29 protein-coding genes and 1 tRNA gene are annotated in these 24,493 nt (G+C 63.8%); 19 read left to right on the top strand and 11 right to left on the bottom strand.

What is annotated here, in order from left to right; all coding sequences use genetic code 11:
* Entirely contained in the window at positions 1-705 is a 705-nt protein-coding gene (locus XH80_RS17180; protein ID WP_271599588.1) for an SIMPL domain-containing protein, read from the top strand.
* Positions 706-762: 57 nt separating this feature from the next.
* Here XH80_RS17180 and XH80_RS17175 read toward each other — a convergent pair whose 3' ends face one another.
* Positions 763-1,827: an MBL fold metallo-hydrolase gene (locus XH80_RS17175; protein ID WP_271599587.1), complete on the bottom strand. Its 1,065-nt coding sequence runs from the start codon at positions 1,825-1,827 to the stop codon at positions 763-765.
* Between the two features lie 454 nt (positions 1,828-2,281).
* Here XH80_RS17175 and ffh point away from each other — a divergent pair, with 454 nt between their 5' ends.
* The 7 genes from ffh to XH80_RS17140 all read left to right on the top strand — a co-directional run bounded on the left by ffh (position 2,282) and on the right by XH80_RS17140 (position 8,194).
* Positions 2,282-3,826 carry a signal recognition particle protein gene (gene ffh / locus XH80_RS17170; RefSeq protein ID WP_271599586.1) on the top strand — a complete coding sequence of 515 codons (1,545 nt, stop codon included), beginning with the start codon at positions 2,282-2,284 and terminating at the stop codon, positions 3,824-3,826.
* 85 nt (positions 3,827-3,911) lie between these two features.
* Positions 3,912-4,244: a 30S ribosomal protein S16 gene (rpsP, locus tag XH80_RS17165; RefSeq protein ID WP_057740692.1), complete on the top strand. Its 333-nt coding sequence runs from the start codon at positions 3,912-3,914 to the stop codon at positions 4,242-4,244.
* Positions 4,245-4,254: 10 nt separating this feature from the next.
* Entirely contained in the window at positions 4,255-4,809 is a 555-nt protein-coding gene (gene rimM / locus XH80_RS17160) for a ribosome maturation factor RimM (RefSeq protein ID WP_271599585.1), read from the top strand.
* A gap of 101 nt (positions 4,810-4,910) precedes the next feature.
* Positions 4,911-5,666, top strand: coding sequence for a tRNA (guanosine(37)-N1)-methyltransferase TrmD (gene trmD / locus XH80_RS17155; protein WP_271599584.1), 756 nt, complete (start codon positions 4,911-4,913; stop codon positions 5,664-5,666).
* Between the two features lie 110 nt (positions 5,667-5,776).
* Entirely contained in the window at positions 5,777-6,157 is a 381-nt protein-coding gene (gene rplS / locus XH80_RS17150; RefSeq protein ID WP_011083318.1) for a 50S ribosomal protein L19, read from the top strand.
* Positions 6,158-6,485: 328 nt separating this feature from the next.
* Complete coding sequence (leuC, locus tag XH80_RS17145) at positions 6,486-7,892, top strand: 3-isopropylmalate dehydratase large subunit (RefSeq protein ID WP_271599583.1); 1,407 nt, start codon at positions 6,486-6,488, stop codon at positions 7,890-7,892.
* Positions 7,893-7,984: 92 nt separating this feature from the next.
* The gene (locus XH80_RS17140) at positions 7,985-8,194 is read left to right on the top strand and encodes a hypothetical protein (protein ID WP_271599582.1); all 210 of its coding nucleotides are present in this window, start codon (positions 7,985-7,987) and stop codon (positions 8,192-8,194) included.
* A gap of 119 nt (positions 8,195-8,313) precedes the next feature.
* Here XH80_RS17140 and XH80_RS17135 read toward each other — a convergent pair whose 3' ends face one another.
* Entirely contained in the window at positions 8,314-8,820 is a 507-nt protein-coding gene (locus XH80_RS17135; RefSeq protein WP_271599581.1) for a hypothetical protein, read from the bottom strand.
* A gap of 146 nt (positions 8,821-8,966) precedes the next feature.
* Positions 8,967-9,227, bottom strand: coding sequence for a hypothetical protein (locus XH80_RS17130; protein ID WP_057740856.1), 261 nt, complete (start codon positions 9,225-9,227; stop codon positions 8,967-8,969).
* A gap of 152 nt (positions 9,228-9,379) precedes the next feature.
* Between XH80_RS17130 and XH80_RS17125 the strand changes: the two genes are divergently transcribed.
* Complete coding sequence (locus XH80_RS17125; RefSeq protein WP_271599580.1) at positions 9,380-9,601, top strand: hypothetical protein; 222 nt, start codon at positions 9,380-9,382, stop codon at positions 9,599-9,601.
* Positions 9,602-9,608: 7 nt separating this feature from the next.
* On the opposite strand, the gene XH80_RS17120 is transcribed toward XH80_RS17125, so the two are convergent.
* Positions 9,609-9,890, bottom strand: a complete 282-nt coding sequence (locus tag XH80_RS17120) for a hypothetical protein (RefSeq protein ID WP_271599649.1) — start codon at positions 9,888-9,890, stop codon at positions 9,609-9,611.
* A 166-nt stretch (positions 9,891-10,056) separates the two neighbouring features.
* Between XH80_RS17120 and XH80_RS17115 the strand changes: the two genes are divergently transcribed.
* Positions 10,057-10,455: a metallopeptidase family protein gene (locus XH80_RS17115; protein ID WP_271599579.1), complete on the top strand. Its 399-nt coding sequence runs from the start codon at positions 10,057-10,059 to the stop codon at positions 10,453-10,455.
* A gap of 4 nt (positions 10,456-10,459) precedes the next feature.
* Here XH80_RS17115 and XH80_RS17110 read toward each other — a convergent pair whose 3' ends face one another.
* Positions 10,460-11,263, bottom strand: a complete 804-nt coding sequence (locus tag XH80_RS17110; protein WP_271599578.1) for a helix-turn-helix transcriptional regulator — start codon at positions 11,261-11,263, stop codon at positions 10,460-10,462.
* Between the two features lie 102 nt (positions 11,264-11,365).
* Between XH80_RS17110 and XH80_RS17105 the strand changes: the two genes are divergently transcribed.
* From XH80_RS17105 to XH80_RS17095, 3 genes are all read left to right on the top strand, one after another.
* Positions 11,366-11,935, top strand: coding sequence for a pyridoxamine 5'-phosphate oxidase family protein (locus XH80_RS17105; protein WP_271599577.1), 570 nt, complete (start codon positions 11,366-11,368; stop codon positions 11,933-11,935).
* Between the two features lie 91 nt (positions 11,936-12,026).
* Complete coding sequence (gene leuD / locus XH80_RS17100) at positions 12,027-12,632, top strand: 3-isopropylmalate dehydratase small subunit (protein WP_188107837.1); 606 nt, start codon at positions 12,027-12,029, stop codon at positions 12,630-12,632.
* Between the two features lie 79 nt (positions 12,633-12,711).
* Entirely contained in the window at positions 12,712-13,497 is a 786-nt protein-coding gene (locus XH80_RS17095; RefSeq protein ID WP_271599576.1) for a hypothetical protein, read from the top strand.
* 85 nt (positions 13,498-13,582) lie between these two features.
* Here XH80_RS17095 and XH80_RS17090 read toward each other — a convergent pair whose 3' ends face one another.
* Together XH80_RS17090 and trxA are read right to left on the bottom strand one after the other, a co-directional pair.
* On the bottom strand, positions 13,583-14,260 hold the full coding sequence (locus XH80_RS17090; protein WP_271599575.1) for an LON peptidase substrate-binding domain-containing protein: 678 nt from the start codon (positions 14,258-14,260) through the stop codon (positions 13,583-13,585).
* 30 nt (positions 14,261-14,290) lie between these two features.
* The gene (gene trxA, locus XH80_RS17085) at positions 14,291-15,211 is read right to left on the bottom strand and encodes a thioredoxin (protein ID WP_220005010.1); all 921 of its coding nucleotides are present in this window, start codon (positions 15,209-15,211) and stop codon (positions 14,291-14,293) included.
* Between the two features lie 274 nt (positions 15,212-15,485).
* Here trxA and XH80_RS17080 point away from each other — a divergent pair.
* The 6 genes from XH80_RS17080 to XH80_RS17055 all read left to right on the top strand — a co-directional run bounded on the left by XH80_RS17080 (position 15,486) and on the right by XH80_RS17055 (position 20,497).
* A tRNA-Gly gene (locus XH80_RS17080) sits at positions 15,486-15,560 on the top strand.
* 345 nt (positions 15,561-15,905) lie between these two features.
* Entirely contained in the window at positions 15,906-16,319 is a 414-nt protein-coding gene (locus tag XH80_RS17075) for a RusA family crossover junction endodeoxyribonuclease (protein ID WP_271599574.1), read from the top strand.
* Positions 16,316-16,957, top strand: coding sequence for a hypothetical protein (locus XH80_RS17070; protein WP_271599573.1), 642 nt, complete (start codon positions 16,316-16,318; stop codon positions 16,955-16,957). The genes XH80_RS17075 and XH80_RS17070 overlap by 4 nt, the downstream gene beginning before the upstream one ends.
* Before the next feature lie 87 nt (positions 16,958-17,044).
* Entirely contained in the window at positions 17,045-18,028 is a 984-nt protein-coding gene (locus tag XH80_RS17065) for an NAD-dependent epimerase/dehydratase family protein (RefSeq protein WP_271599572.1), read from the top strand.
* A gap of 384 nt (positions 18,029-18,412) precedes the next feature.
* On the top strand, positions 18,413-19,690 hold the full coding sequence (locus XH80_RS17060; RefSeq protein ID WP_057740666.1) for a PQQ-dependent sugar dehydrogenase: 1,278 nt from the start codon (positions 18,413-18,415) through the stop codon (positions 19,688-19,690).
* A gap of 213 nt (positions 19,691-19,903) precedes the next feature.
* A complete protein-coding gene (locus tag XH80_RS17055) occupies positions 19,904-20,497 on the top strand; it encodes a c-type cytochrome (protein WP_271599571.1) in 594 nt (197 codons plus the stop codon).
* Positions 20,498-20,665: 168 nt separating this feature from the next.
* Here the strand turns inward: XH80_RS17055 and panE are convergent, their stop codons facing one another.
* The 4 genes from panE to XH80_RS17035 form a co-directional block, all read right to left on the bottom strand.
* Positions 20,666-21,589, bottom strand: a complete 924-nt coding sequence (gene panE / locus XH80_RS17050; protein WP_271599570.1) for a 2-dehydropantoate 2-reductase — start codon at positions 21,587-21,589, stop codon at positions 20,666-20,668.
* A 102-nt stretch (positions 21,590-21,691) separates the two neighbouring features.
* Positions 21,692-22,300: a 2-hydroxychromene-2-carboxylate isomerase gene (locus XH80_RS17045; protein ID WP_271599569.1), complete on the bottom strand. Its 609-nt coding sequence runs from the start codon at positions 22,298-22,300 to the stop codon at positions 21,692-21,694.
* A 116-nt stretch (positions 22,301-22,416) separates the two neighbouring features.
* Positions 22,417-23,751: an MATE family efflux transporter gene (locus tag XH80_RS17040; RefSeq protein WP_271599568.1), complete on the bottom strand. Its 1,335-nt coding sequence runs from the start codon at positions 23,749-23,751 to the stop codon at positions 22,417-22,419.
* Positions 23,752-23,840: 89 nt separating this feature from the next.
* A complete protein-coding gene (locus XH80_RS17035) occupies positions 23,841-24,437 on the bottom strand; it encodes a DUF2239 family protein (protein ID WP_271599567.1) in 597 nt (198 codons plus the stop codon).
* Between the last annotated feature and the right edge of the window lie 56 nt (positions 24,438-24,493).

The raw sequence follows: 24,493 nt of genomic DNA, 5'->3' as shown, positions 1-24,493 counted from the left end.
ATGAAAAAGCCTGCCGTCCTCGCTGCAATCTTCGCAGCCACGATGCTGACAATGCCCGCACGCGCCGACGATTTCCCGTCCGCCATCTCCGTCAGCGGCGAGGCGATTGTCTCGGCGGCGCCTGACCTTGCGCAGATCGACGCCGGCGTCGCCAACGACGCCAAATCGGCCAAGGAAGCGTCCGATGCCAACAACGCGGCGATGGGCAAGGTGCTGCTGGCACTGAAGGGCGCCGGAATCCCGGAGAAGGATTACCAGACCTCGCGACTGTCGCTGCAGCCGCAATATGCGCCGAACCGCTCAACCGGCGCTTCGCCCGTGGTCGGCTTCCGCGCCTCCAACCGCGTCACCGTGAAGATTCGCGACGTGACCAAGGTCGCTGGTGTCATCGACATCCTGGTCGGCGCCGGCGCGAACGACATCGGCAACATCTCGTTCGAGGTGACGCAAGCCTCCAAATTGCTCGACGATGCGCGCGAGCAGGCGGTCGCCGATGCCCGCCGCAAGGCCGAGATCTACGCCAAGGCCACCGGCGTCACGCTGGGCGCGCCGCTCAGCATCTCCGAAGGCGGCGCGCCGGTGCCGCTGTTCAAGGGGCGGATGACCGCCGCTCCAATGGCCGCTCCTGCTGCGGTTGCGCCGGGCGAGGAAACGCTGTCGGTGACGGTGAATGTGAGCTGGGCGATCAAGCCGAAAGAGCAGTGAGTCTCGTGTCCCGGCGCTGCGCTGCGTCCGGGGCACGAGCGGTATGTGAGGAGAGAGCTAAATCTCCACCACCTGCCCGGGCTTCATCGCCACGAACCGCTCCTGCGGAATCTTCGCGGCATCGAGCGCTTCCATCAGCGCCTTCGCCGGCGCGTCGATCGCTTCATCCGTCAGCTGGAATGTGCCGTGATGATGCCCGAGCGCTTGCTCGGCGCCGCAATCACCGAGCGCCTTCACCGCATCTTCCGGGTTCATGTGCTGGTCGCGCATGAACCAGCGCGGCTCGTAGGCGCCGATGGGGAGGATTGCCAGACGCAACTTCCCGTGCTTCTCGGCGACGCGGCGGAAATGGCTGCCATCGCCATAGCCGGAATCGCAGACCACGTAGATTTTGCCGGCCGGCGTCTCCAGCACAAAGCTCGCCCACAGCGCCTTGTTGCGGTCGAACATGCCGCGCGCGGTCCAGTGCCGGGTCGGCACCAGCGTCGCGGCGATGCCGCCGCCGAGCTCGACGCGATCGTGCCAGTCGAAGGCCTCCACCTTGATCGTCGAATCGTAGCTCCGCATCGTCACGTCGTTGCCGAGCGGGGTCACCACGCGCGGCGCAAAGTTCTTGGCGAGCCGCGACAGCGTCGCGATGTCGAGATGATCGTAATGGCCGTGCGAGACCAGCACGATGTCCACCTTCGGCAGCTTTTCGAAAGCGATGCCGGGATCGTTGTGCCGCTTCGGCCCGGCAAAGCTGACCGGCGAGACCCGCGAGGACCAGACCGGATCGACGAGGATGTTGAGGCCGCCGGCCTGGATCAGCCAGCTGGCATGGCCAACGAAGGAGAGCCGCACCCTGCCGCCATCGACGCGCTCGGGCGGCGTATCGGCATGAGGGCTCGGGGCCCACACAGGCCATTTGGCCCGCTCCCGCCCGCCGCTGAATTGCCAGCGCAGCACCTCGCGGAGCGATTTTGGCGGCGAGCCGTCCGGGTCGAAGAAATGCAGACCGTTGAAATGGTCGGAAACGGGGCCGTCATAGGTTTTCATGCTGGATATCCAGAGGGGCGGGACACCGATCAGCGCGCCGGCTCCTGCAAGCAGTCCGAACAGACGGCGGCGGGTGATTGGCACGGCGGGGCTCAGGGTTGGTCGCGGCGGTAAGACATCACCGGCTATATGGGCGGGGCCGCTGAAAAAGGAACCCGTCACCGGAAAGCGCCTGCTTTCAAGGCCTTATCCTGGAAACGGCATCCCGGCGCCCTAACTTTCCTTGACTTTTGGGCGCGAGCGGCGTTTAACCCGGCCACTTTCTCGGAAAGGCTTTCTTTTCGACCCGCCGACCGGCCCTGGAGGCCGGAGGTCAACGCCCGACAGCGCGATGCGCCCTCGGGCGTGAAGGTGTTTGGAAGATCACGTTCGAGAGTGCGGTCATCCCCCGCGAAGGCGGGGGGTCCAGTATCCCAGAGGCGGCTCGGCTTGAACCGAGGTGCCGCAGCGTACTGGATGCCCCGCCTTCGCGGGGCATGACAGCGGTGAGAGTAGCGGAGCGTTCTTCCCGTCGGAAGACAGCAACAGGACAACTTCATTGTTCGACAATCTGTCGGAACGGCTTGGTGGCATTCTCGATCGTCTGACGGGGCGCGGTGCGCTGACCGAAAAGGACGTCGACGCCGCGATGCGCGAGGTGCGCCGCGCGCTGCTCGAGGCCGACGTTGCGCTCGAAGTGGTGCGCAGCTTCACCGAACGCGTGCGCGAGCAGGCTATCGGCGCCACCGTCGTCAAGTCGGTCACGCCAGGCCAGATGGTGGTCAAGATCGTCCATGACGAGCTGATCAACACGCTCGGCGCCGAAGGCCAGACCATCGACGTCAATTCGGTGCCGCCGGTGCCGATCATGATGGTCGGCCTGCAAGGCTCGGGTAAGACCACCACCACCGCCAAGCTCGCCCGCCGCCTGGTCCAGCGCGACAAGCGCAAGGTGCTGATGGCCTCGCTCGACGTCTATCGCCCCGCGGCGATGGAGCAGCTCGCCGTGCTCGGCCGCGATCTCGACATTCCGACCCTGCCGATCGTGGCGGGCCAGCAGCCGCCGCAGATCGCAAAGCGCGCGCTGGAGGCCGGCAAACTCGGCGGCTACGACATCGTGCTGCTCGACACCGCCGGCCGCACCACGCTCGACGAAGAGATGATGGCGGAAGCAGCTGCGATCAAAGCGGCTGCGAACCCGCACGAAGTGCTGCTGGTTGCGGATAGCCTCACCGGCCAGGACGCGGTGAATCTCGCGCGCTCGTTCGACCAGCGCGTCGGCCTCACCGGCATCGTGCTCACACGTGTTGACGGCGACGGCCGCGGCGGCGCCGCGCTGTCGATGCGCGCGGTCACCGGCAAGCCGATCAAGCTGATCGGCACCGGCGAAAAGACCGACGCGCTGGAAGATTTCCACCCCGACCGTATCGCCGGCCGCATCCTCGGCATGGGCGACGTGGTCTCGCTGGTCGAACGTGCCGCCGCCAATATCGACGCCGAGAAAGCCGCGCGCACCGCCGAGCGCATGCGCAAGGGTCAGTTCGACCTCAACGACATGCGCGAGCAGCTGCTGCAGATGGCCAATATGGGCGGCATCAGCGGCCTGATGGGCATGATGCCCGGCATCTCCAAGATGAAGAACCAGATCGCGGCCGCCGGCATCGACGACAAGATTTTGAAGCGTCAGGTCGCGATCATCGATTCCATGACCCGCGACGAGCGCCGTCATCCGGATCTGCTGAAAGCGAGCCGCAAGAAGCGCATTGCTGCCGGCAGCGGCCAGAGCGTCGAGCACGTCAACAAGCTGCTGAAGATGCACCGGAACATGGCCGACGTGATGAAGGCGATGGGCTCGGGCAAGCGCGGCCCGCTCGCCGGCATCGCACAGGCGATGGGCTTTGGCGGCGGCATGAAGATGCCTTCGCCGGAAGAGATGAAGGCGCTGCAGGAGAAGATGGGCGGCGGCGGACAGTCTCTGCCCAGCCTGCCGAAGGATCTGCCGCCCGGACTTCGCAGCGGCCTGCCGAACCTGCCCGGACTGACCGGGCTGAGCGGCAAGCCGACGCTGCCGGGTCTCGGCGGCTTCCCCGGCAAGAAGAAATGAGGAATTCGTCGCTCGGGATCGGACCGGTCTCGTTCAACGCGGAATACCTATCAACCGAACAAAACGTACTTTGAAGGAGAACTGAATGTCCGTCGTTATCCGCCTCGCCCGCGCAGGCACCAAGAAGCGTCCCGTCTATCACGTCGTCGTCGCTGACTCGCGTTTCCCCCGCGATGGCCGCTTCATCGAGCGTCTCGGCTATTTCAACCCGCTGCTGCCGAAGGACAACGAGACCCGCCTCAAGCTCGACATGGACAAGGTGAAGGCCTGGCTCGCCAAGGGCGCACAGCCGTCGGACCGCGTGTCTCGCTTCCTCGATGCCGCCGGTGTCAAGAAGCGCGAAGCGCGCAACAATCCCGAGAAGGCCGTGCCGCGCAAGGAGCGCAAGGCGCAGGCCGAAGCCGCCGCGAAGGCTTAAGGGCTAGGCCATGTCGGCGCTGATCTGCGTCGCGCGGATCGGCGCCGCGCATGGCGTGCGCGGCGCGGTCAAATTGTGGACCTTCACCGAAGATCCCTTTGCCGTGAAGCGCTACGGTCCGCTTCTCTCCAAGGACGGCAAGCGCCAGTTCGAGCTGGCGCAAATCCGCGAAGCCCGGGATCATCTGGTCGCGACCTTCAAGGGCGTCGCGACCCGCGATGAGGCCGAGCGCCTCAACGGCATCGAGCTCTACGTCGCGCGCGAAAAGCTGCCCGCGACCGACGAGGACGAATATTACCACGCCGATCTGATCGGGCTCGCCGCCGTCACCACCGACGGCGACGCACTCGGCCGCGTGCTCGCGATCCATAATTTCGGCGCCGGCGACATCATCGAGATCGCCCCGCTCAAAGGCGCGACGATGCTGCTGCCGTTCTCCAACGCCGTGGTGCCTGAGGTCGATCTCAAAGGCGGCCGTGTCGTGATCGCGCTGCCGCAGGAGATCGAGGGGGAGGATCGCGATGCTCCCACCACGAGTCGTCCCGGCGAAGGCCGGGACCCATAACCACCAATCTCAATTTTTCGCTAAGCTAGTCGCTGCAGCCGCCGCAACACGACCGGCTGTGGCTATGGGTCCCGGCCTTCGCCGGGACGACGATGGAAACGATGACCAACTCCTTCCCCTGGCGCGCGACGGTGCTGACGCTGTTTCCGGAGATGTTTCCGGGGCCGCTCGGCGTGAGCCTGGCCGGTCGCGCGCTGGCCTCCGGCCTCTGGCAGATCGAGGCGCGGGATATCAGGGCTTCCGCCACGGACCGTCATCGCAGCGTTGACGACACTCCCGCCGGCGGCGGCCCGGGCATGGTCCTGCGGGCCGACGTTCTGGCGGCGGCCATCGATGCCGCCGAGATCGGTCCCGAGCGCCCTCGCCTGCTGATGAGCCCGCGCGGTCGGCCATTGACCCAGGCTCACGTGGTGGAACTCGCCCAGGGCCCCGGCCCCCTCATCGTCTGCGGGCGATTCGAAGGGATCGACCAGCGGGTGATCGATGCGCGTGGCCTGGAGGAGGTCTCGATCGGCGATTACGTGCTCTCAGGGGGCGAACTCGCCGCGATGGCGCTGATTGACGCCTGCGTCCGGCTGCTGCCGGGCGTGATGGGCAAGGAAGCTTCGGGAGCCGAGGAGAGTTTTTCCGACGGCCTGCTTGAATACCCTCAATACACGCGTCCCCAGTTGTTCGAAGGGGTTCCGATCCCGGAGATCCTGACCTCCGGCGATCATGCCAAGGTCGCCGCCTGGCGGCGGGCGCAATCCGAGGCCCTGACGGCGGCCCGGCGGCCTGATTTATGGGCCCAAATCCCGCCCAAAGCCCCGAATCGGCCCGGACGCCAAAAAACGCCAAAAAACAAGACAGACGGGTGACAAACGCTCCGGCTTGCCTTATAGGAGCGGCCACATCCGCAATGGCTGGATAGACGAATTTCGCGCAGCCCCCGTTTCTAAAGGCTGGGCGCGCCGATGGAGATTTACCCATGAACCTGATCAAGCAGCTCGAGCAAGAGCAATTCGACAAGCTGTCCGCCGGCAAGGACATTCCGGAATTCGGTCCCGGCGACACCGTGATCGTCAACGTCAAGGTCGTCGAAGGCGACCGCACCCGCGTGCAGGCCTATGAAGGCGTCTGCATCGGCCGTTCCGGCGGTGGCCTGAACGAGAGCTTCACCGTCCGCAAGATCTCCTACGGCGAAGGCGTCGAGCGCGTGTTCCCGGTGATGTCGCCGATGATCGACTCGATCAAGGTGGTGCGCCGCGGCAAGGTCCGTCGCGCCAAGCTCTATTACCTCCGCAACCTGCGCGGCAAGTCGGCCCGCATCGTCGAGAAGCAGGACCGCCAGGCCGCCGTCGGCGAGTAAGCTTCGCAACCAGACGAATATTTCGAAAAGCGCGGGGCTCGGCTCCGCGCTTTTTTGTTGCGCCAGCCGCGCGCGTCAAAGCACTCGCGATTCCAATTCGGCCTGCTATATATTCCTGGAATGTTTCCAGATCTGACCAGCTTCGTGAGCCCCCAGCGCATCGTCATCGACGATCGCTCGCGGCTGCCTGGCCGGTTCTTCGGACGCTTCGCGACCTCGGCAACGTCAGAACTTACGCGCGCAGCCTAAAAGCTGCGCTGACGATTTTGTTGCCCTGCGCGGCCCGCCGCGCTCATCGCTTACACACATTCCTTCGGAGCTGAAGCTCATGTCCAAGCCGACCACCCTGTACGACAAGATCTGGAACGACCATCTGGTGCACGAAGCCGAGGACGGCACCTGCCTGCTCTATATCGACCGCCATCTGGTGCACGAGGTGACCTCGCCGCAGGCGTTCGAAGGCCTGCGCGCGACAGGGCGCAAGGTGCATGCGCCCGAGAAGACGCTCGCCGTCGTCGACCACAACGTGCCGACCACCGACCGCACCATGCCGAACCCGGACCCTGAGAGCATCGAGCAGATCAAGGCGCTGGCCGAGAACGCCAAGGAATTCGGCATCGAATATTACAACGAGTTCGACAAGCGCCAGGGCATCGTCCACGTCATCGGCCCCGAGCAGGGTTTCACGTTGCCCGGCACCACCATCGTCTGCGGTGACAGCCACACCTCGACGCATGGCGCGTTCGGCGCGCTCGCGCACGGCATCGGCACCTCCGAGGTCGAACACGTTCTGGCGACGCAGACGCTGATCCAGAAGAAGGCAAAGAACATGCGCGTCACCGTCGACGGCAAATTGCCTGACGGCGTGACCGGCAAGGATATCATTCTCGCCATCATCGGCGAGATCGGCACCGCAGGCGGCACCGGCTATGTGCTGGAATATGCCGGCGATGCGATCCGCGCGCTCTCCATGGAAGGCCGCATGACGGTCTGCAACATGTCGATCGAAGGCGGTGCGCGCGCCGGTCTGGTTGCACCCGACCAGAAGGCCTACGACTTCCTGCGCGACCGGCCGAAGTCGCCAAAGGGCGCGGCCTGGGATGCGGCGATGCGTTACTGGGAGGGCTTGCGCTCCGACGACGGCGCGCATTTCGACCACGAGCTGCGCCTCGATGCAGCAAAGCTGCCGCCGATCGTGACCTGGGGCACTTCACCTGAGGACGTCATCTCGGTCACCGGCATCGTGCCAGATCCTGACAAGATCGCTGATGAGGCCAAGCGGCTCTCCAAGCATCGCGCGCTGAAATATATGGGCCTGACGGCGGGGACGAAGATCACCGACATCAAGCTCGACCGCGTCTTCATCGGCTCCTGCACCAACGGCCGCATTGAAGATTTGCGCGCGGCAGCGAAGATTGCCGAAGGCAAGACCGTTTCCGCCAACGTCAACGCCATGGTGGTGCCGGGCTCCGGCATCGTGAAGGAGCAGGCCGAAGCCGAGGGGCTCGACAAGATCTTCATCAAGGCCGGCTTCGAATGGCGCGAGCCGGGCTGCTCGATGTGCCTCGCCATGAACCCGGACAAGCTGAAGCCGGAAGAGCGCTGCGCCTCGACCTCGAACCGCAATTTCGAGGGCCGCCAGGGCTTCAAGGGCCGCACGCATCTGGTGTCGCCGGCGATGGCCGCGGCCGCCGCGATCGCGGGCCACTTCGTCGACGTCAGGGACTGGCGCTAAGCTGCTCCCTCCAATTTGAACGAACGCGGCAAGCCGTCGTTAAGCCGCAGCGCCGACAGTGTCCTCGCGACGATCTCGCGAGGACACGTCTCATGGCCAACAAGCCTGAATATGTGGATCTGATCGGCGAGGCGACCCGCCAGCACCGGCGGCGCGCGCCGCAGCTGCACATCGTCGCCAAGCCCGAGGTCGAGGAGACCTCCAAGCTCAGCCGCTGGCCACCGGCGATGTTCAAGCAGTGGAAGATCGAGACGCTGATGCGGTGGAAGCCGTCGTCGTGGAATGTGAAGGGCTGGCTCTAGCCAGATTCTCCGTCATGCCCGGGCTTGTCCCGGGCATCCACGAACTTTCTTACCCAGACCAAGAACGTGGATGGCCGGGACAAGCCCGGCCATGACGAGTGCTGAGCTAACAACTCACATCACCAATAGCGGTACGGATAGTGCCAGCGATGCCAGCGGCAGATGCGGCGGGGGCCGTAATAGGTCCAGATGATCCGGCAGCGGCGCGGATAGTTATAATAGGGATAATAGCCGCCGTAATAATAGCGCCGGTGGAAGTGGCGATAGCCGTAATACGGACGATAGGTGCCGCCCCAGTGGCGATGGTAGCCGCCATGTCCGCCAAAGTGGTGGAAGCCGCCATAGCGATAGCCGCCACCGTGGAAGCCACCGAAGTGCCCTCCCCCGCCATGGAAGCCGCCGAAATGTCCGCCGCCGCCGTGGAAATGTCCACCGCCCCCGCCGCCATGGCGGACCTGGATCATCATGTCGTCGCTTGCAGCCTTCGCCGCGGGCAGCGCGGTCGGATTGATCGGCGTCATCGCTTCAGCGCGGCGCGCAAGTCCTGACGACAACATCAGAGCAGCAACCGCGGCGAGCCCGAGCAGGCGCAGCGAGCTTGTCCCGGGACGCATGATCCTCGGCATGGAATGTCTCCCTGAAACTGGACAGCGTCATCGCGGCGTCGTCGTCCCGCCGTCGCTGTTCATTTGCAGTCGCTCACGAGGTTAAACTAGAGTCGACGACGTGAATGCGCCATGAATGAACGACGCGCCGCGCAAGGCACGCTGCGTCACCAGAACGGCCCGTAGCCGAGCACGAAGGGCGCGGGCACAGCGTAAGGATAGGGACGGTAATAGACGGGCCGCGCGTAGTAGTGCGGATCAGGCCGCGGAGCGTAGCGGGCAGCATCGTATCGCACGTGCCGTCGCCCATCGAACACCGCGCGGCCCGCAGAGGCGTCCGGCAGCTTCGTCACCTTCTGCGCGACGGATGCGTGAGGCAGGCTTGCGGCGAGCCCGGCAGCAACGGTCAATGCGATCCATCTCGTCATGACGACCTCCGCCGGCAACATGAGAGGATCACGCGGCGGCCTGCAAGTCAAAAGCGGCCAATCTGGAACGCTGCACCTGAATCTGCCATGGATGAACAACCAGCCGTCAGCGACGTACGTATCTTCTGGTCGAGCTGATGCAGGAGATGGTCATGACACAGTTTCGAGCATTGCTGATATCGCGCCTGGCCATCGCAGCGAGCATTGCGCTTGGCGTCGTCCTTGGCGCGAGCTCGGCACTGGCCTCGCAAGGGCCGGGCGTCGAGAGCGGCACGGCAAGCCCGTTGACGCAGCTGGTGATGGCGATCCTGGTCTATGGCGTGTCCGCGCTGGTTGTCGGCGCCGGCCTGATCGGCGCGCTGCGCGGGCACTGAACCGGTATCAGCCGCGACGCCAGTAGCAGCTCATATGCGGCGTGATCACGGTGCCGCTGGGCCTGTGTTCCTGCACATAGGCAACGTTGCACTCGCGCACCGCATCGGGACCCGGATTGTAGCGCGGATAGACGCCGTCAGGGCTGTCATAGGGCGTGACGCGCAGGCGGGTCTGGGGCCGCTTCCGCGGCGGCGGGATGTCGTCGGGCGACACCGCCTGGGCCATGCGGACGACAGTGCCGGCCGTCTCTGCTTGGGCACTCATGCCGACTTGCGAAAACAACCCCATGCACAGTAGAGCCGCCGCTGTTTTTGCTCGCATTTTATCGCCCACCTGAACCACCCTCGACCGAGGCCCACTTGGCCCCCACGCTCCCCGTTTTGGCCGCGCCCGTCAACCTCACGCGCTTATAAAGCCGGATGCATCGCTGCGAAACCCGCGCTAAGAGGTGCGCATGTGGATGGACCTGAAAGCGCCCTCGCTGGCCGAGATGGAAGCTGCGGCGCACGACACTTTCGAGCGCCTGCCGGCGGAGTTTCGCGGGCTCTGCGAGGGCCTGATCATCCGCGTCGACGACTTCCCGACCGAGGAGGTGCTCGACGAGATGGACTGCGAGAGCGAGTTCGACCTGCTCGGCCTGTTCCAGGGCGTCGGCCTGCCCCAGCAGAGTCTTGGCGATGTGGCGCGGCTGCCGAACATGGTCTGGCTCTACCGCCGCCCGATCCTGGATTACTGGGCCGAGCACGACGAAAGCCTCGGCCATATCGTCCGTCACGTCCTGATCCACGAGATCGGCCACCATTTCGGTCTCTCGGACGACGACATGGCAGCGATCGAGGCGCAGGCCGAATAGGAAATCATCGATCGCGCGGCGATGGCGCAGGCAGAAGCATCGTCAGCCGATAGTCGGGCCAGCCCGCGAGCGATAGCGACACCTGCTGATAACGCCGCAGTCCCATGGTCGGATGATTGAACGCGCGTTCGCCGCCTTCGCGGGTCAGGACGCCCTGTGTGTCCCAGCAACGTTCGAAGTCCGCGCTTGCTAGTCTCAGCTCCTCCACGAGCCGGCGAATGTCCGGATCGTCGGAGTAGGCTGTCACCGCGGCACGGAACTCGGCGACGACGCGCTGCGCACGGGAGGCCCAGTCAAGGATCAGGCTTCGCGCCTCCGGCCTGAGGAAGATGTAGCGCAGCAGGTTCTTTTCACCGTCATCATCGAGCCATCCTGCAAACAAGCGCGACGCTTGCGCATTCCAGCGGCGGGCGCTCCATGTGCGATCGAGGATGTAGGCGGGACCATCGATTGCATCGACGCAGGCCAGGATCTCCCCGGGTGGATCGTCTCTGTGGCCCGGCCGCTCGGGATCGCGCTTGCCCGCGACTTCAAACAGATAAGCGCGCTCGGCAGGTGACAGGCGCAATCCGCGGGCGATGCGCGCAAGTGCCGAAGCAGAGACGGACACATCGCGCCCCTGCTCGATCCAGGTGTACCAGGTGACGCTCAAGCCGCAGAGCTGGGCGACCTCCTCGCGCCGGAGGCCGGGCGTGCGCCGCCGTGATCCCGCGGCGATGCCGAATTCCACCGGAGACTGACGCTCCCGGAGCGCCCGCAAGAATGCGCTGAGCGAGAGCGCCGGAGCGATCGGATCTGCTCGTTTCATGGTGGTTTTTATACCAGCATATCTTATGTTCTTAAACCGGTACCCGAGATGTGTTAGCTTCTTTGCCTCGGAGCGCTGTCACCGAGCAGAGGACCCACGGACATGGGCAAGCAATTCACCGGGATCGAACCCGAGCACAGGGCTTTCATCGAGCGGCAGAAGATCTTCTTCGTCGCGAGCGCCCCGCCGAAGGGGCGCATCAACGTCTCCCCCAAGGGCCTGTCGTCGTTCCTTGTTCTCGGAGAGAATGACGTCGCCTACCTGGATTGCACCGGCAGCGGCAGCGAGACCCGCGCCCACCTGATCGCATCGGATGACAAGCGCCTGACCATCATGTTCTGCGCCTTCGAAGGCCCGCCGGTGATCCTGCGGCTCTATGGCCAGGGCCGCTCGATCATGCGCGGCACGCCTGAATATGCCGAGCTCGCCCCTCGCTTCGAGGACATGGTGGGCGCCCGCCAGATCGTGCGTCTCTCGGTCGATCTCGTGCAGACGTCGTGCGGTATGGGCGTGCCACTATTCGACTACAAGCAAGAGCGTGGCAGCCTCATCCGTTACTGGACGGCCCAGGGCGTCAACAACTTACGAAAATACTGGGGCCTGAAGAACATGAAGAGCATCGACGGCCTGCCGACCGGCTTTGCCCCTGACAGCATGGCTCCGCCAAGCTGACTGGCAGATCAAGACTGCCGAATCCGGCCTAGGATTTATGCGCCAACCGGGCTAAACAGCCCTCCCCTGACTTCGAACCGGGAATCCCGAGATGGACAAGTTCACCACGCTGGAAGGCGTCGCGGCGCCGCTGAAGATCATCAATGTCGACACCGACATGATCATTCCGAAGCAGTACCTCAAGACCATCAAGCGCACCGGCCTTGGCAAGGGGCTCTTCTCCGAGCAGCGCTACAAGGACGACGGCAGCGAGAACCCGGATTTCGTCCTCAACCAATCAGCCTATCGCAACGCGAAGGTGCTGGTCGCCGGCGACAATTTCGGCTGCGGCTCGAGCCGCGAGCACGCGCCCTGGGCGCTGCTCGACTTCGGCATCCGCTGCGTGATCTCGACCTCGTTCGGCGACATCTTCTACAACAATTGCTTCAAGAACGGCATTCTGCCGATCCGCGTCTCCCAGGAAGACCTCGACAAGTTGTTCGACGACGCCGAACGCGGCGCCAACGCGACGCTGACGATCGACTTGCCCAACCAGGAGATCCGCGGCCCCGACGGCGGCAAGGTCAAGTTCGAGATCGACCCGTTCCGCAAGCACTGCCTGATCAACGGCCTCGACGACATCGGGCTGACGATGGAGAAGAAGTCCTCGATCGACAGCTATGAGGAGAAGCTCAAGCGCGAACGCGCCTGGGCCTGAGTTCAAGTCTCATTCGAGCCCCGGCGCTTGTCGCGCCGGGGCTTTTTCTTTGCCCTCGTTTTCCCGTATAGCTCGCCTCATGCTTCCCGAGATCGTCACCTTCTGGCATGGCCCGATGGACGCGCTACGCCAGACCTGCCTGCGCTCGCAGCTGGCGGCCGGCCACAAGGTCACGGTCTATAGTTTCGACACCATCCCGGGCCTCCCGGCGGGCGTCGAGAATGCGGACGCCGAAGCGATCCTGCCGCACGCCTTCTCCGAACGGTTGCGGCCGCCGCAGCCTGACGGCAGCTGGCGCGACTGGACCACGCTTCAGTTCAGCGACTTCTTCCGCATCAAGCTGATGGCGAAGAATCTCGGCCTCTGGCTCGACGCCGACGTGCTGCTGCTCAAACCCGTCGAGATCGATCCGGCAAAGCCATACTTTGCGTGGGAGCGATCCCGCCGGCTCGGCAACTCCGTGCTCTATCTGCCGCCCGACCACCATATCGTCGGCGCCTTCGAGAATCTGATGGCGCAGGAGGAGCTGACGCCGGAATGGCTGTCGCCGAGCCATCGCCTGAGCTTTGCGATACGGAAGCTGAGCGGCGGCTCGCAGCGTCTGTCCGACCTTCGCATCGCCATCTTCGGTCCGCCGGCACTGACCATCCTCGCCAAGCGTTCGGGCGATCTGCAAAAGGCGCTGCCGAAGCGATCGTTCTACGCGGTACATTCCGAGCCAAAGCTGTTCTTCGAGCCGTCGAGCTATCTCGGCATCGTCACCGATCCCAACGTGATCGGCCTGCACATCTCAGGCAAAGGCCGCTCGCTGCAGCCGCCGATTCCGGGCAGCCTGTTCGCCTGGGCGGTGGAGCGGTTCGGGTAGCGGCCACGCAGGCAGTGCGCTCCCTCTCCCGCTTGCTCCCCGCCAGGAGAGGGGGCACACCGCATTAGCGGATGCACCGCGCCCGTCACTGCAGCGGCGGATCGCCGCTGGTGCGCTTCTTGGCGAGGTCCATCTCGGTCACCGCGATCAGGATCTCGGCCCGGGTCTTCAGGTCAGGCGCTTCCAGCATGGCCTGCTTCTCGGCCGGGCCGTAGGGCGACATCATCGCCAGCGCATTGACCAGCGCCTCGTTGGGCGCGCTCTCGACGCCCTCCCAGTCGACCTTGAGATTGTTGGCCTTCAGAAACTCCGCCAGCGCCACCAGCAGCGCCTCGCGGTTGACCGCCTCCTCACCCAGCCGCGCCTTGAAATCGTCGGTGAAGGCGAAGAAATCGACCTTGCACTGCCGGTAGGGGGTCAGCACGTCGAGCTCCTCGATCACCTTGAAGCGGGCAACGCCGGTCAGCTCGAGGATGTAGCGGCCGTCGCCGGATTCGGCGAGCTGGGTGATGCGGCCGACGCAGCCGACGCGGAACAGCGCCGGCCTGTCGGAATTTTTCGGCGAATGCGCCACGTCGGGCTGGATCATGCCGATCAGGCGATGACCATCGCGGAAGCTGTCGTCGACCATCGCCAGATAGCGCGGCTCGAAGATGTTGAGCGGCATCTGGCCGCGCGGCAGCAGCAGCGCGCCCGGCAGCGGAAACACCGGAATGATTTCCGGCAGGTCGGCGGGGCCGCGATATTCGATGTTGATCGGCATCTCAGTCCCCGCCTGAATTGCGACCTGAGCTTATGAGAACAGGATGGTCGACAGCCGCTTGCGGCCCTCGACGGTGGCCTCGTCCGCACCGCCCCAGGCTTCGAAGAACTGCACCAGCTGCTTGCGGGCGCCGTCATCGTTCCATTTGCGGTCGCGCTTGACGATCGCGAGCAGCTGCTCGGTCGCGGCTGCCCGGTCGCCCTTCGCGTTCAGCGCGGTGGCTAGGTCGAAGCGCGCCTGATGATCGAGCGGGTTTGCGGCGACTTTCTGTTCCAGCTCGGCAATTGGACCGAGCTGCTTGGCCTGCTCGGCGAGATCGATCGCGGTCTGCACCGCCTTCACGGCCGGGTCGTTGCGCTTGGATTCCGGCACCATGGCCAGCGTCTGCTTGGCCTGCTCCATCGCGCCCGAAATGGCGTAGCATTTGGCGAGACCGGCAAGCGCGGGGATGTTGGTTGAATCATACTGCAGCACTTCGGCGTAGATCTGCGCGGCGGCAGCAGTGTCGCCCTCGGCGAGCACGGCCTCGGCCTCCTGCAGGATCTCGGCGATGTTGGGCTCGCCCGGCGCCGTGACGCCCTTGGTCAGCTTCTCGATGAAGGCGTTGACCTGGCTCTCCGGTACCGCGCCCATGAAGCCGTCGGCGGGCTGGCCGTTGACGAAGGCGATCACGGCCGGGATCGACTGGATGCCCATCTGGCCCGGGATCGCCGGATGCTGGTCGATGTTCATCTTGACCAGCTTGACCTTGCCCTTGGCCGCCTTGACGGCCTTTTCGAGCACGGGCGTGAGCTGCTTGCAGGGGCCGCACCATTCCGCCCAGAAGTCGATGAGCACCGGCTGGCGCTTCGATTCCTCGATGACGTCCTTCACGAAGGTTTGGGTGGTGGTGTCCTTGATCAGATCGGCCGCAGCCGGGGCCGCTCCGTTACCCTGGTCGATGATCGTCACGGGATCCCCTCGTCTGATGTCTGGAATGGCGGCTCTTTAGCACGTCGCCATCGTCTATGCTTCGTTTCAGGCCCTAAAATTGGGCCGGGCCGGCCGAATTTCAATCCGTCGCTGCCGATTCGGCAGTTCCGGGCCGTTTTGGGTCGATTCGGCCGCTCCAGGGCTCATATTGGGGCTCGGAATGCGCATCTATGCTGCCGGTAGCTGTTGCATTCGCCTCCCGCTTTTGGCATACGACAGCCGTTGCCGGCGCGTCACGCGACCGACACAGGATGCGGGTGTAGCTCAGTGGTAGAGCACGACCTTGCCAAGGTCGGGGTCGAGGGTTCGAGCCCCTTCGCCCGCTCCAATTTTTCCCAGCGCATCCAGCCAAGTCAGGTCAGGCCGTGGTTTTCCACGCTGCTGGCGGCTGGCGTGGGTGTCATACGACGATTTTGGTCATGGGCCCTTCTCCCGACGCTGCGACGTCGCGGCGCATCGGCGCGCGGGATTGATCTGAAGGCATCGCCTTTCGCCGAGGTGTATGACGTCGGTTCGGCACTGCACGATCGCGCCCCAGTCGTGTGCGACCAGGAGAGGCTAATAACTAAAAGTTGCCAAGTCGGCCCGCGATTAGTTGTAGTAGATTTCGCTTGCTCGCAGACGTAACAGAATTCGATAATATCCTCTTTTAGCAGGTGTTCACGCGGACCCAATGGAATTGTCGTTCCCGATAGAATTCATAGTTCACGGAACTGCCGTCTCACTTCAAGCAAAGCGAGCCGAGTCCAGGAATGAGTGGAAAGCGCGCGTCAAGACTGCAAGCACGGCGGTCATTCCTCAGCCGCATTTCGCCAGCCAAGAACCGATCGGAATCACCTTGTATTATTTGCCGGATGAGCCAATGAGTGGTGATATCGACAATATCGTAAAGCCAATTCTCGACGCCCTCTCAGCTCACATTTACGTCGATGATCAGCAAGTCGAAAGACTTGTTGTTCAGAAATTCGAACCGGGCATTCCGTTCGAGGTCGAAAATCCGACTGAGATGGTGGCGGCGGCCGTCAGCGGACCTCGTCCCGCGTTGTATGTGCGTCTCTCGAACAGGCCCCGCGGGGAGTTGCGATGACAGCTAGAATTTCAGAAGCCGAGTTCTTGCAAGGCCTCATTCCTCAACTCCGTTCGGAAGGCTATGAGGTATATCTGCATCCAACCGCTCCCGTTGTGCCGCCATTCCTTGCTGACTTACATCCCGACGCAATTGCGATCGGAAAAGACAAAAAGCTAGCTATCGAACTTGTTACATCGGAAAGTGCCCAACAGAAAAAGACGCGGGCTCTCGCGAACCTGATCAAAGATCATCCCGATTGGGAACTACGAGTTATTGTCGTGACGCCGGCGAGCCGCGATGGCGAACTTCAGGTGCAGTCTCGCGAGCAGATTCAAAACTTTCTCGACGAGATCAAACTGCTGCAGGACTCAGACCATGTTTCTGCGGCCTTCATACTTGGCTGGGCCACGTTTGAAGCGATCGCTCGACGGCTAATGACTGCAACATTTGAGAAGCCGCAGACGCCCGGTCGCATTGTGCAGCAGCTAGCGCAAGAGGGATATGTCACGCCATCCGAAGGTGACTTCCTCCGGATTCTTGCGGCGAAACGTAACGCATTAATTCACGGGAATCTTCACGATTTGCCTCAAAAGGGAGAGGTCGAGTTCTTCCGTGCAATATCGGAGAGACTTGCGGACGAACCCGCAGCCGCCTAGCGGGATGGCCAGAATCCATGCGCGGATACTTGCATTCCGGCGGATTGAGACCAGACCGCTTCGTCTGGTAGGTAAGTTAAACACGTAATGACAATCTTGGTCACCGGCAGCGCTGGCCACCTCGGCGAAGCCATTCTTCGCACGCTCCGGCGTCGCGGCTCCCCGGCGCGTGGGATCGACCTCAAGCCGTCGCCGTTCACCGATGCCGTCGGCTCGATCATCGATCGCACCTTCGTCCGGGAGCAGATGGACGGCGTCACGGCCGTGATCCACACCGCGACGCTGCACAAGCCGCATGTAGCGACCCACGGCAAGCAGGCCTTTGTCGACACCAACGTCACCGCGACGCTCAATCTGCTCGAGGCGGCGCTGGCGGCCGGTGTGAAGAGCTTTGTCCTCACCAGCACCACCAGCGCGTTCGGCGCGCAGCTCCGGCCCGAGGCGGGACAGGCGGTGTGGGTCACCGAGGAGCTGGCGTCGGTGCCGAAGAACATCTACGGCACCACGAAACTGATGGCGGAAAATCTGTGCGAGCTGTTCTTTCGCGAGAGCAGCCTGCCGGTGGTCATCCTGCGGACCTCGCGGTTCTTTCCTGAAGCTGACGACGATCCTGCGATGCGGTCGGCCTACGCACTGGACAACGCGCAGGCCAACGAGCTGCTCTATCGACGGCTGGATATAGCGGACGCGGTCAGCGCCCATCTGATCGCGGTCCCGCGTGCGCCCGCGATCGGCTTCGGCCGTTACATCGTCTCGGCGACCAGTCCGTTCTCGCAACATCAGCTCGCCGCGCTCGCCCGCAATGCTGCCGATGTCGTGCGCGAGCTCTACCCGGATTGCGCCGAGCTCTATGCCGCGCGCGGCTGGCGACTGTTCCCCGGGATCGACCGCGTCTATGTCAACGCGCGCGCGCGGCGCGAGCTCGGATGGCATCCCGAATTCGATTTCGCCCATGTGCTGCGCAGCTTGCGCGCCGGCTCGGATTTCCGCAGCGCCCTGGCGCGCGAGGTGGGATCGAAGGGCTATCACGACACGCCGTTTGACGACGGGCCGTACCCGGTCGTGAAATAGTCGCCGGTTTTGCCAAATCGCACGATGTTTCAGACCCTGTGGCTGGCGTCACCGTGCGCGAACCGGCACCTCGCCGTTCTACTGCGCCTGGGGTTTGTTTTCGCAGCCTTGTATCGGTCGGCTTGCTTCGCTGCTCGCAAAAGAGGCGGCGCCATCCCGATTCCGCGTTGCAGCGAGAACGTTGTCGTCGCCGCCTGCGAGGATGTGAGGAACATCCGTCTCAATTTGATTGAGCGCAACTGCCGCGCACGCGACGCGCTTCTCACGGCCCGCAGATGTGCTAACCTTTTTGCGTCTGCCTCGCGGGCAGACTTCGAACTTCGCCTACTCACACAGCAAAACAAGAATGTGCAGCCCCGATGGCTGCCTTAGGGGAGTGACGCGATGAAATCGATCATCCATCGATCCGTGTTGGCGCTTGCAGCGGTTGCCCTTCTTGCCGGGACCAGCGTTGCCAGCGCACAACAACAGCAGGACAAGAACCGGGCGCTGAAGAAGTACGAATCCGGCACCAAGGAATTCTGGACCCATCCGCCGGACGACTGGTTCCTCGGCGACGAAACCGAAGCGCAGAAGGGCCTTGCGCCGCCCTCGGGTCCGCCGACCGGCGCCTCCGACGCCGAGCTCGCCAACATCGTCAAGAAGGTGAAACTGCCGCCGGGCTTCAAGATGGAGGTCTACGCCTCCGGCGTGCTGGCGGCGCGGCAGATGGCCTGGGGTGACAAGGGTACGCTGTTCGTCGGCTCGTTCGGCCTCGGCAACGTCTACGCCATCAAGGACAATGGCGGGAAGAAAGAGGTCAAGACCATCCTCAAGGGCCTGAACATGCCCACGGGTCTCGCCGTCAAGGACGGCGCGCTCTACGTCATCGCGGTCGACAAGCTGATCCGCTACGACGACATCGAGAACAAGCTCGACAATCCCGGCGAGGGCAAGGTTGTCTACGACGACATGCCGTCCTATGCCGCGCATGGCTGGAAGTACATCGCCGTCGACAAGGATGGCTGGTTCTACATTCCGTTCGGACCGCCCTTCAACGTCGGCATTCCGCCGACCAGCGTCTCGCAGATCCGGCGCGTCGATCCCAAGACCGGCAATGCCGAAATCTGGGCGCTCGGCGTTCGCAACTCGGTCGGCGGCGACGTCGATCCGCGCACCGGCAAGTACTGGTTCACCGAGAATGCCCGCGACTGGGTCAGCGATGACCTGCCCTCGGACAAGCTGAACATGATCAACAAGATCGGCGAGCATTTCGGCTATCCCTACTGCCACCAGGGCGACCTTCCCGATCCGAAGTTCGCGATGGGGCACAAGTGCTCCGAGTTCACGCCGCCCGTGCTGAACCTCGGCGCCCACGTCGCTCCGCTCGGCATGAAGTTCTATACCGGCGACCAGTTCCCCGCCGAGTACAAGAACAACATCCTGATCGCCGAGCACGGCTCCTGGAACAGGCATAAGTACCAGGGCGCCCGCATCATGCGCGTGATCGTCGGGCCCGATGGCAAGAATGCCAAGCAGGAAGTGTTCGCCTCCGGCTGGCTCGAGGGTGACCAGGGTTATCTCGGCCGCCCCGATGACATCGTTCTGGCCAAGGACGGTTCGATCCTCGTCGCCGACGACTGGGCCGGCGCGATCTACCGCATCAGCTACAGCAAGAAGTAGCGCGACCTGACCAAGAGGCTGCGGTGGCCTCGAAAGGCGCCGCAGCCTCTTTCGTTTCAGAGTCTCAACCCGTCGTTCCGGATTGCGCGTCAGCGCAAGTCCGGAACCCATAACCCCGACTCGTGGTTATGGATTCTCTGATACGCAATTGCGCATCATAGCTCGTGCTCCGCACGCCCGGAATGACGCGCTCGATAGATCGGAATTGTCCTCATGCGCCGTCAGTATTCTTTGTACGCAATCGGCGCGCTCTCGCTCGCTGCGATCGCATTCGTCCCCGCCAGCGCCGCCGACAACGCCGCCGTCCAGGAGAAGGCGGCCGTCTGCTCCGGCTGTCACGGCGAGAACGGCATCTCGCAGACCGAGAACATTCCCTCGCTGGCCGGCCAGCCCGATCAGTTCCTGCAATGGCAGCTCGTGTTCTTCCGCGCCGGCTCGCGCAAGAACGAGCAGATGCAGCCAATCGCAGAGGAGATCACCAACGAGGACGTCCGCAGCCTCGGCGCCTATTTCGCGGCGATGACGCCGCCGAAGGCCGCCGAGGACAAGGATCCGGATATGTCGAAGAAAGGCGCGCAAGTTGCCGTCGGCCGCCGCTGCGCCTCATGTCACACGGACAGCTTTGCCGGCACCAAAGCCGTCGCGCGGCTTGCAGGTCAGCGCGAGGAATATCTGGTCAAGGCGCTGCACGACTACAAAGCGGGCCAGCGCGTCGGCGGCGGCGTCGCCGCGATGGCCGACGTCGCCTATCACATGAGCGACGAGGAAATCACGGCAGTGGCGCATTATCTGGCGTATTTCAACTAGCGCCGGGCTGTTGCGGCAAACTCACTCGTCCCGGCGAAGGCCGGGACCCAAAGCCACAGAAAGTAACTCGGCGAAGGCTCGGCGTTCACCAGCGCATGCCGCGGTAATCTTCGATAGATCACGCGGTCCCGGCCTTCGCCGGGACGACACCGAATGTGTGGCTGCTACCTACCCCGCACGCTGCTTCTCATACGCCTTCAGATGCGTATACGCGATGCGCAGCTTCGGCACCGGCACCTTGGCCGCGTCGGCGCGCGCGATGAGGTCGCCGATCACGTGATCGGCTTCGACCGGCAAGCCCGCCTTGATGTCGCGGAACATCGAGGCCGTCATCGGCGAGCCCTCGGTGGTGAGATTGCCCTTGACCCGCTCGAAGAACGGACCGCCCGGCGGATAGCCTGATGCCGTCGCGATCGCGCTGGTCTCGTCCAGCATGCCGAGCAGAAAATCCCGGCCGCCGGGCGCGGCGAGGATGTTGCCGACCGAGGTGCGCATCAGGCTGGTGCTCGCCGCGAGCGAAGACAGGAATACCCACTTCTCCCACATGTCCTGCAAAATGTTCGGGCTGGCCGTGGCACCCTTGATGCCGCTCTTGAAGGTCTCGTCGATCGCCTTGACACGATCCGACATCGTGCCGTCGCGCTCGCCGTAATTGATCGACTGCATCGGTTGCAGCTGCACCACTTCGCGCTTCTCGTTCAAGGTTGCGGCGATGGCGCAGAGACCGCCGAGCACGCGCTCCTTGCCGAATTTTGCATCGAGGATGTCGAGATGCTTCATGCCGTTGAGCATCGGGATGATCGCAGTGTTCGAGCCCACCGCCGGCGCAAACGACGTAATGGCATCATCGAGGTCGAACGCCTTGCAGCTGAGCAGCACGACGTCGAACTTGTCCTTGATCGCGTCGGCCTGCACGGTCGGCGGATTCTTCAAGGTGACATCACCATTGGGGCTCTTGATGACGAGGCCCGCACTTGCGAGCTCGCTGGCGCGCCTGGTGCGGACCAGGAAGGTGACGTCGCGGCCGGCCTGCAACAGCCTGCCACCAAAATAGCCGCCGATGGCGCCGGCGCCGACCACGAGGATGTGCATTGTAGAGCTCCGCTTTTGCTATTGGCGCGAATGGCGAGTAGGGAGTAGCGAATAGTAAGCGCGATTTCCACTCGCCTATTCGCTACTCGCCATTCGCGCGCTTCACTTTCCCGACACCATCTCCTCGACCTCGCGCAGCTGCTCCTTGCCGAAGAACATCTCGTTACCGACGAAAAAGGTCGGCGAGCCGAAGGCGCCGCGGGCGACCGCCTCCTCGGTATTCTTGATCAGCTTGCCCTTCACCTCGGGCTCCTGGGCGCGGGCGAACAGCTTTTGAGCATCAAGGCCCGAAGACGCCAGCGCCTTCGCCGCGATTTCGGGATCATCCATCTTCTTCGGCTCGCGCCACATATGATGGAAGGCGGCGTCGACATATTTCTCGAACACGCCCTCGAGCTGCGCTGCGATCGCGGTGCGCATCAGGTTCAACGTGTTGACGGGAAAGTGGGGGTTGAAGACGTAAGGCTCGACCTTGAAGCGCTTGATGAAGCGCTCGGTCTCGACGGCCTGAAATTCGCGCTTGTTCTTGATGCCGGCCAGCGTCTCCGCCGGCGATCTGTTGTTTGTCGACTTGAAGATGCCGCCGAGAAGGATCGGCACATATTCGAACTTGACGCCGATCCGCTGCTCGATCGCGGGGATCGCGAGATGGCTGAGATAGGCGTTCGGGCTGCCGAAGTCGAACAGGAATTGCGGGGCTGTGCGGGTCAATCTCGTTCTCCCTGACTTTGGCTCTTTGACCTGGCTCTTCGATCTGGCTTTGCTCCATTGTGGCGCAGGGCGCGCCACAGGTCCACCGTTTAATGACGGTCATAATATCTTGCTGATCAGCCCAGACGTTGGATTGCCCCCTTGCGCCACACCAGGAGGTAATAGCCCATCTGCAAGAGGAACATGGCGCAGAACACGATCGGATAGGCGGCCCATACGCCCTGGAGGCCGATCGCGCGGCTGAGGATCACCGCCGACGGCAGCTCGATCGCGACAATGGCGAAGATCGACAGCAGCATCGGCGTCAGCGCCACGCCCGCCGCGCGCATCGCGCCGGAGAACGTGGTCGCAAGTCCGAACGGCACCGAGCTCCACAAGGCGACGAAGAGGAGGCCCTTCGCCACGTCGAGCACGGCGCCGTCGGTGATGAAAATGCCGAGCACGGCGCGCGGCACCATATAGATCAGCGCCACCAGCCCGCCGGTCAGCACGAGATTGAACGCAAGACCGGTGCGGACGATGCCGTCGAGCCGCGCCCGGTCGCCGCCGCCGACGGCCTGCGCGCCGAGGATCGAGACCGCGATCGAAATCGACATGGCCGTGAACTGCGTGTAGCCCATCACCTGGTTCACGGCGCCATACGCAGCGGTCGCATCGGATCCAAAGCCGTTGACGAGCCCGAGCAAGACCAGTTCGGCGATGGCCATGACCACCATGCCGATGGCGCTCGGCAGGCCGATGCCGAGGATCTGTCCGATCACGGCGCGATTGAGCCTGACATGGCGCAGCAGTGCCGCGTCCGGCGCAAGCGCGTGCTTCTTTCGCGGCAGATAGGCGCCCAGCACCATCAGCGTCACTGCGTTGGAGATCGCGGCGGCCCAAGCCGGGCTGGTGATGCCGATGTCGAGGTGGATCAGCATCGGTGTCAGGATCAAGCCGATCGTGGTCGACAACGCCAGCGCCAGCAGCGGTGTCACGGCATCACCGACGCCGCGGATCATCGCCGTCATCAGCAGGAAGGTGAAGCCGAGGGGCATCGTCAGCAGCATGACCCGCGCATAAGCGCTGGCAGGAGCGAGAATGTCCGCAGGCGTTGCGAGCGCCATCATCAATTGCCGGCTGAGCAGACCACCCACCAGTCCCACTGATATCGAGAGCAGCAGGCCGACCGCGAGGGTCGTGCCGGCGACCATCTTGATCCTGTCGTGCTTGCCCGCGCCGAAGGCCTGGCCGATCAGCACGGTGGCGCCGGTGCTGAGGCCCATGACGAAGGCGAACAGGAAGAAGAACACCGGGAAGAACGTCGAGACCGCGGCGAGCGCGTCAACGCCCATCATCTGGCCGAGATAGACGTTGCTGACGGTTCCGAACAGCGATTGCAGCGCGTTGCTCAGCATCAGCGGCGCGAGGAAGCGCAGGAAAGTTTGCCAGAGCGGTTTTGGAGTAGACATGGATGGGCCTTTCGTCAGGGCGAGCAAAACCGTTGCCGCGCAACGCGCGGCTCGGCCGTCGATGGGGTGGTTGGAGAGCGGCGCGCGGCTTACGCGCGGTCGCTGTAAGCGAGCTTGACGATGTGGTCGCGGATGTCGGCCGGCCAGTCGGCAATCAGTCCGGTGAAGCGGCGCCGGTCATCGGCGAACAGCGCGCGCGAAGCTTCCTCGAACTGCGCGAGGTTGCCGGCCATGGTCGACATGAAGTGATAGGCCGCTTCGCGCGCCTGCCGCTCGCGGTCCTTGTCACCGCTCGCGCGCCTCGCCTCTTCGACCAGCTTTCGCAGCGCGACCGATGCGCCGCCGGGCTGCGCATTGAGCCATTCCCAATGCCGCGGCAGCAGCGTCACCTCGCGCGCGACCACGCCAAGCTTCGGCCGGCCGCGCCCGCGCGGCTCGGCCGGCGGCTCGGTCTCCTCGACCGGCGGCGGAATCTGCTTCGCCAGCCGCGCCAGCACCTCGCGATCCCCGCCGCGCAGATCGAAGTCGATCGATCGGCCCGTGGCGTCCGAGAAGATGATGATGGCCTCGTCCGGCCGCGGCGCGATCCGCTTGACGACCAGCGCGACTTCTCCAGCCGGCCCGGACACCAGGCGACGCTGCCCCTGGAAGGCGGTGAAAGTCCTCAGCATTGAAATCATTGCCATATTGACTGCGATGGCCGCTTTAATACCCGGGTAAATAGCCGCCGTCAATATACCCG

This window comes from Bradyrhizobium sp. CCBAU 45384, from assembly GCF_028128665.1.
Taxonomy (GTDB): Bacteria; Pseudomonadota; Alphaproteobacteria; order Rhizobiales; family Xanthobacteraceae; genus Bradyrhizobium; species Bradyrhizobium manausense.
Note: the sequence above shows the minus strand (reverse complement) of the source record. Positions and strands in the feature narration are given on the sequence as shown.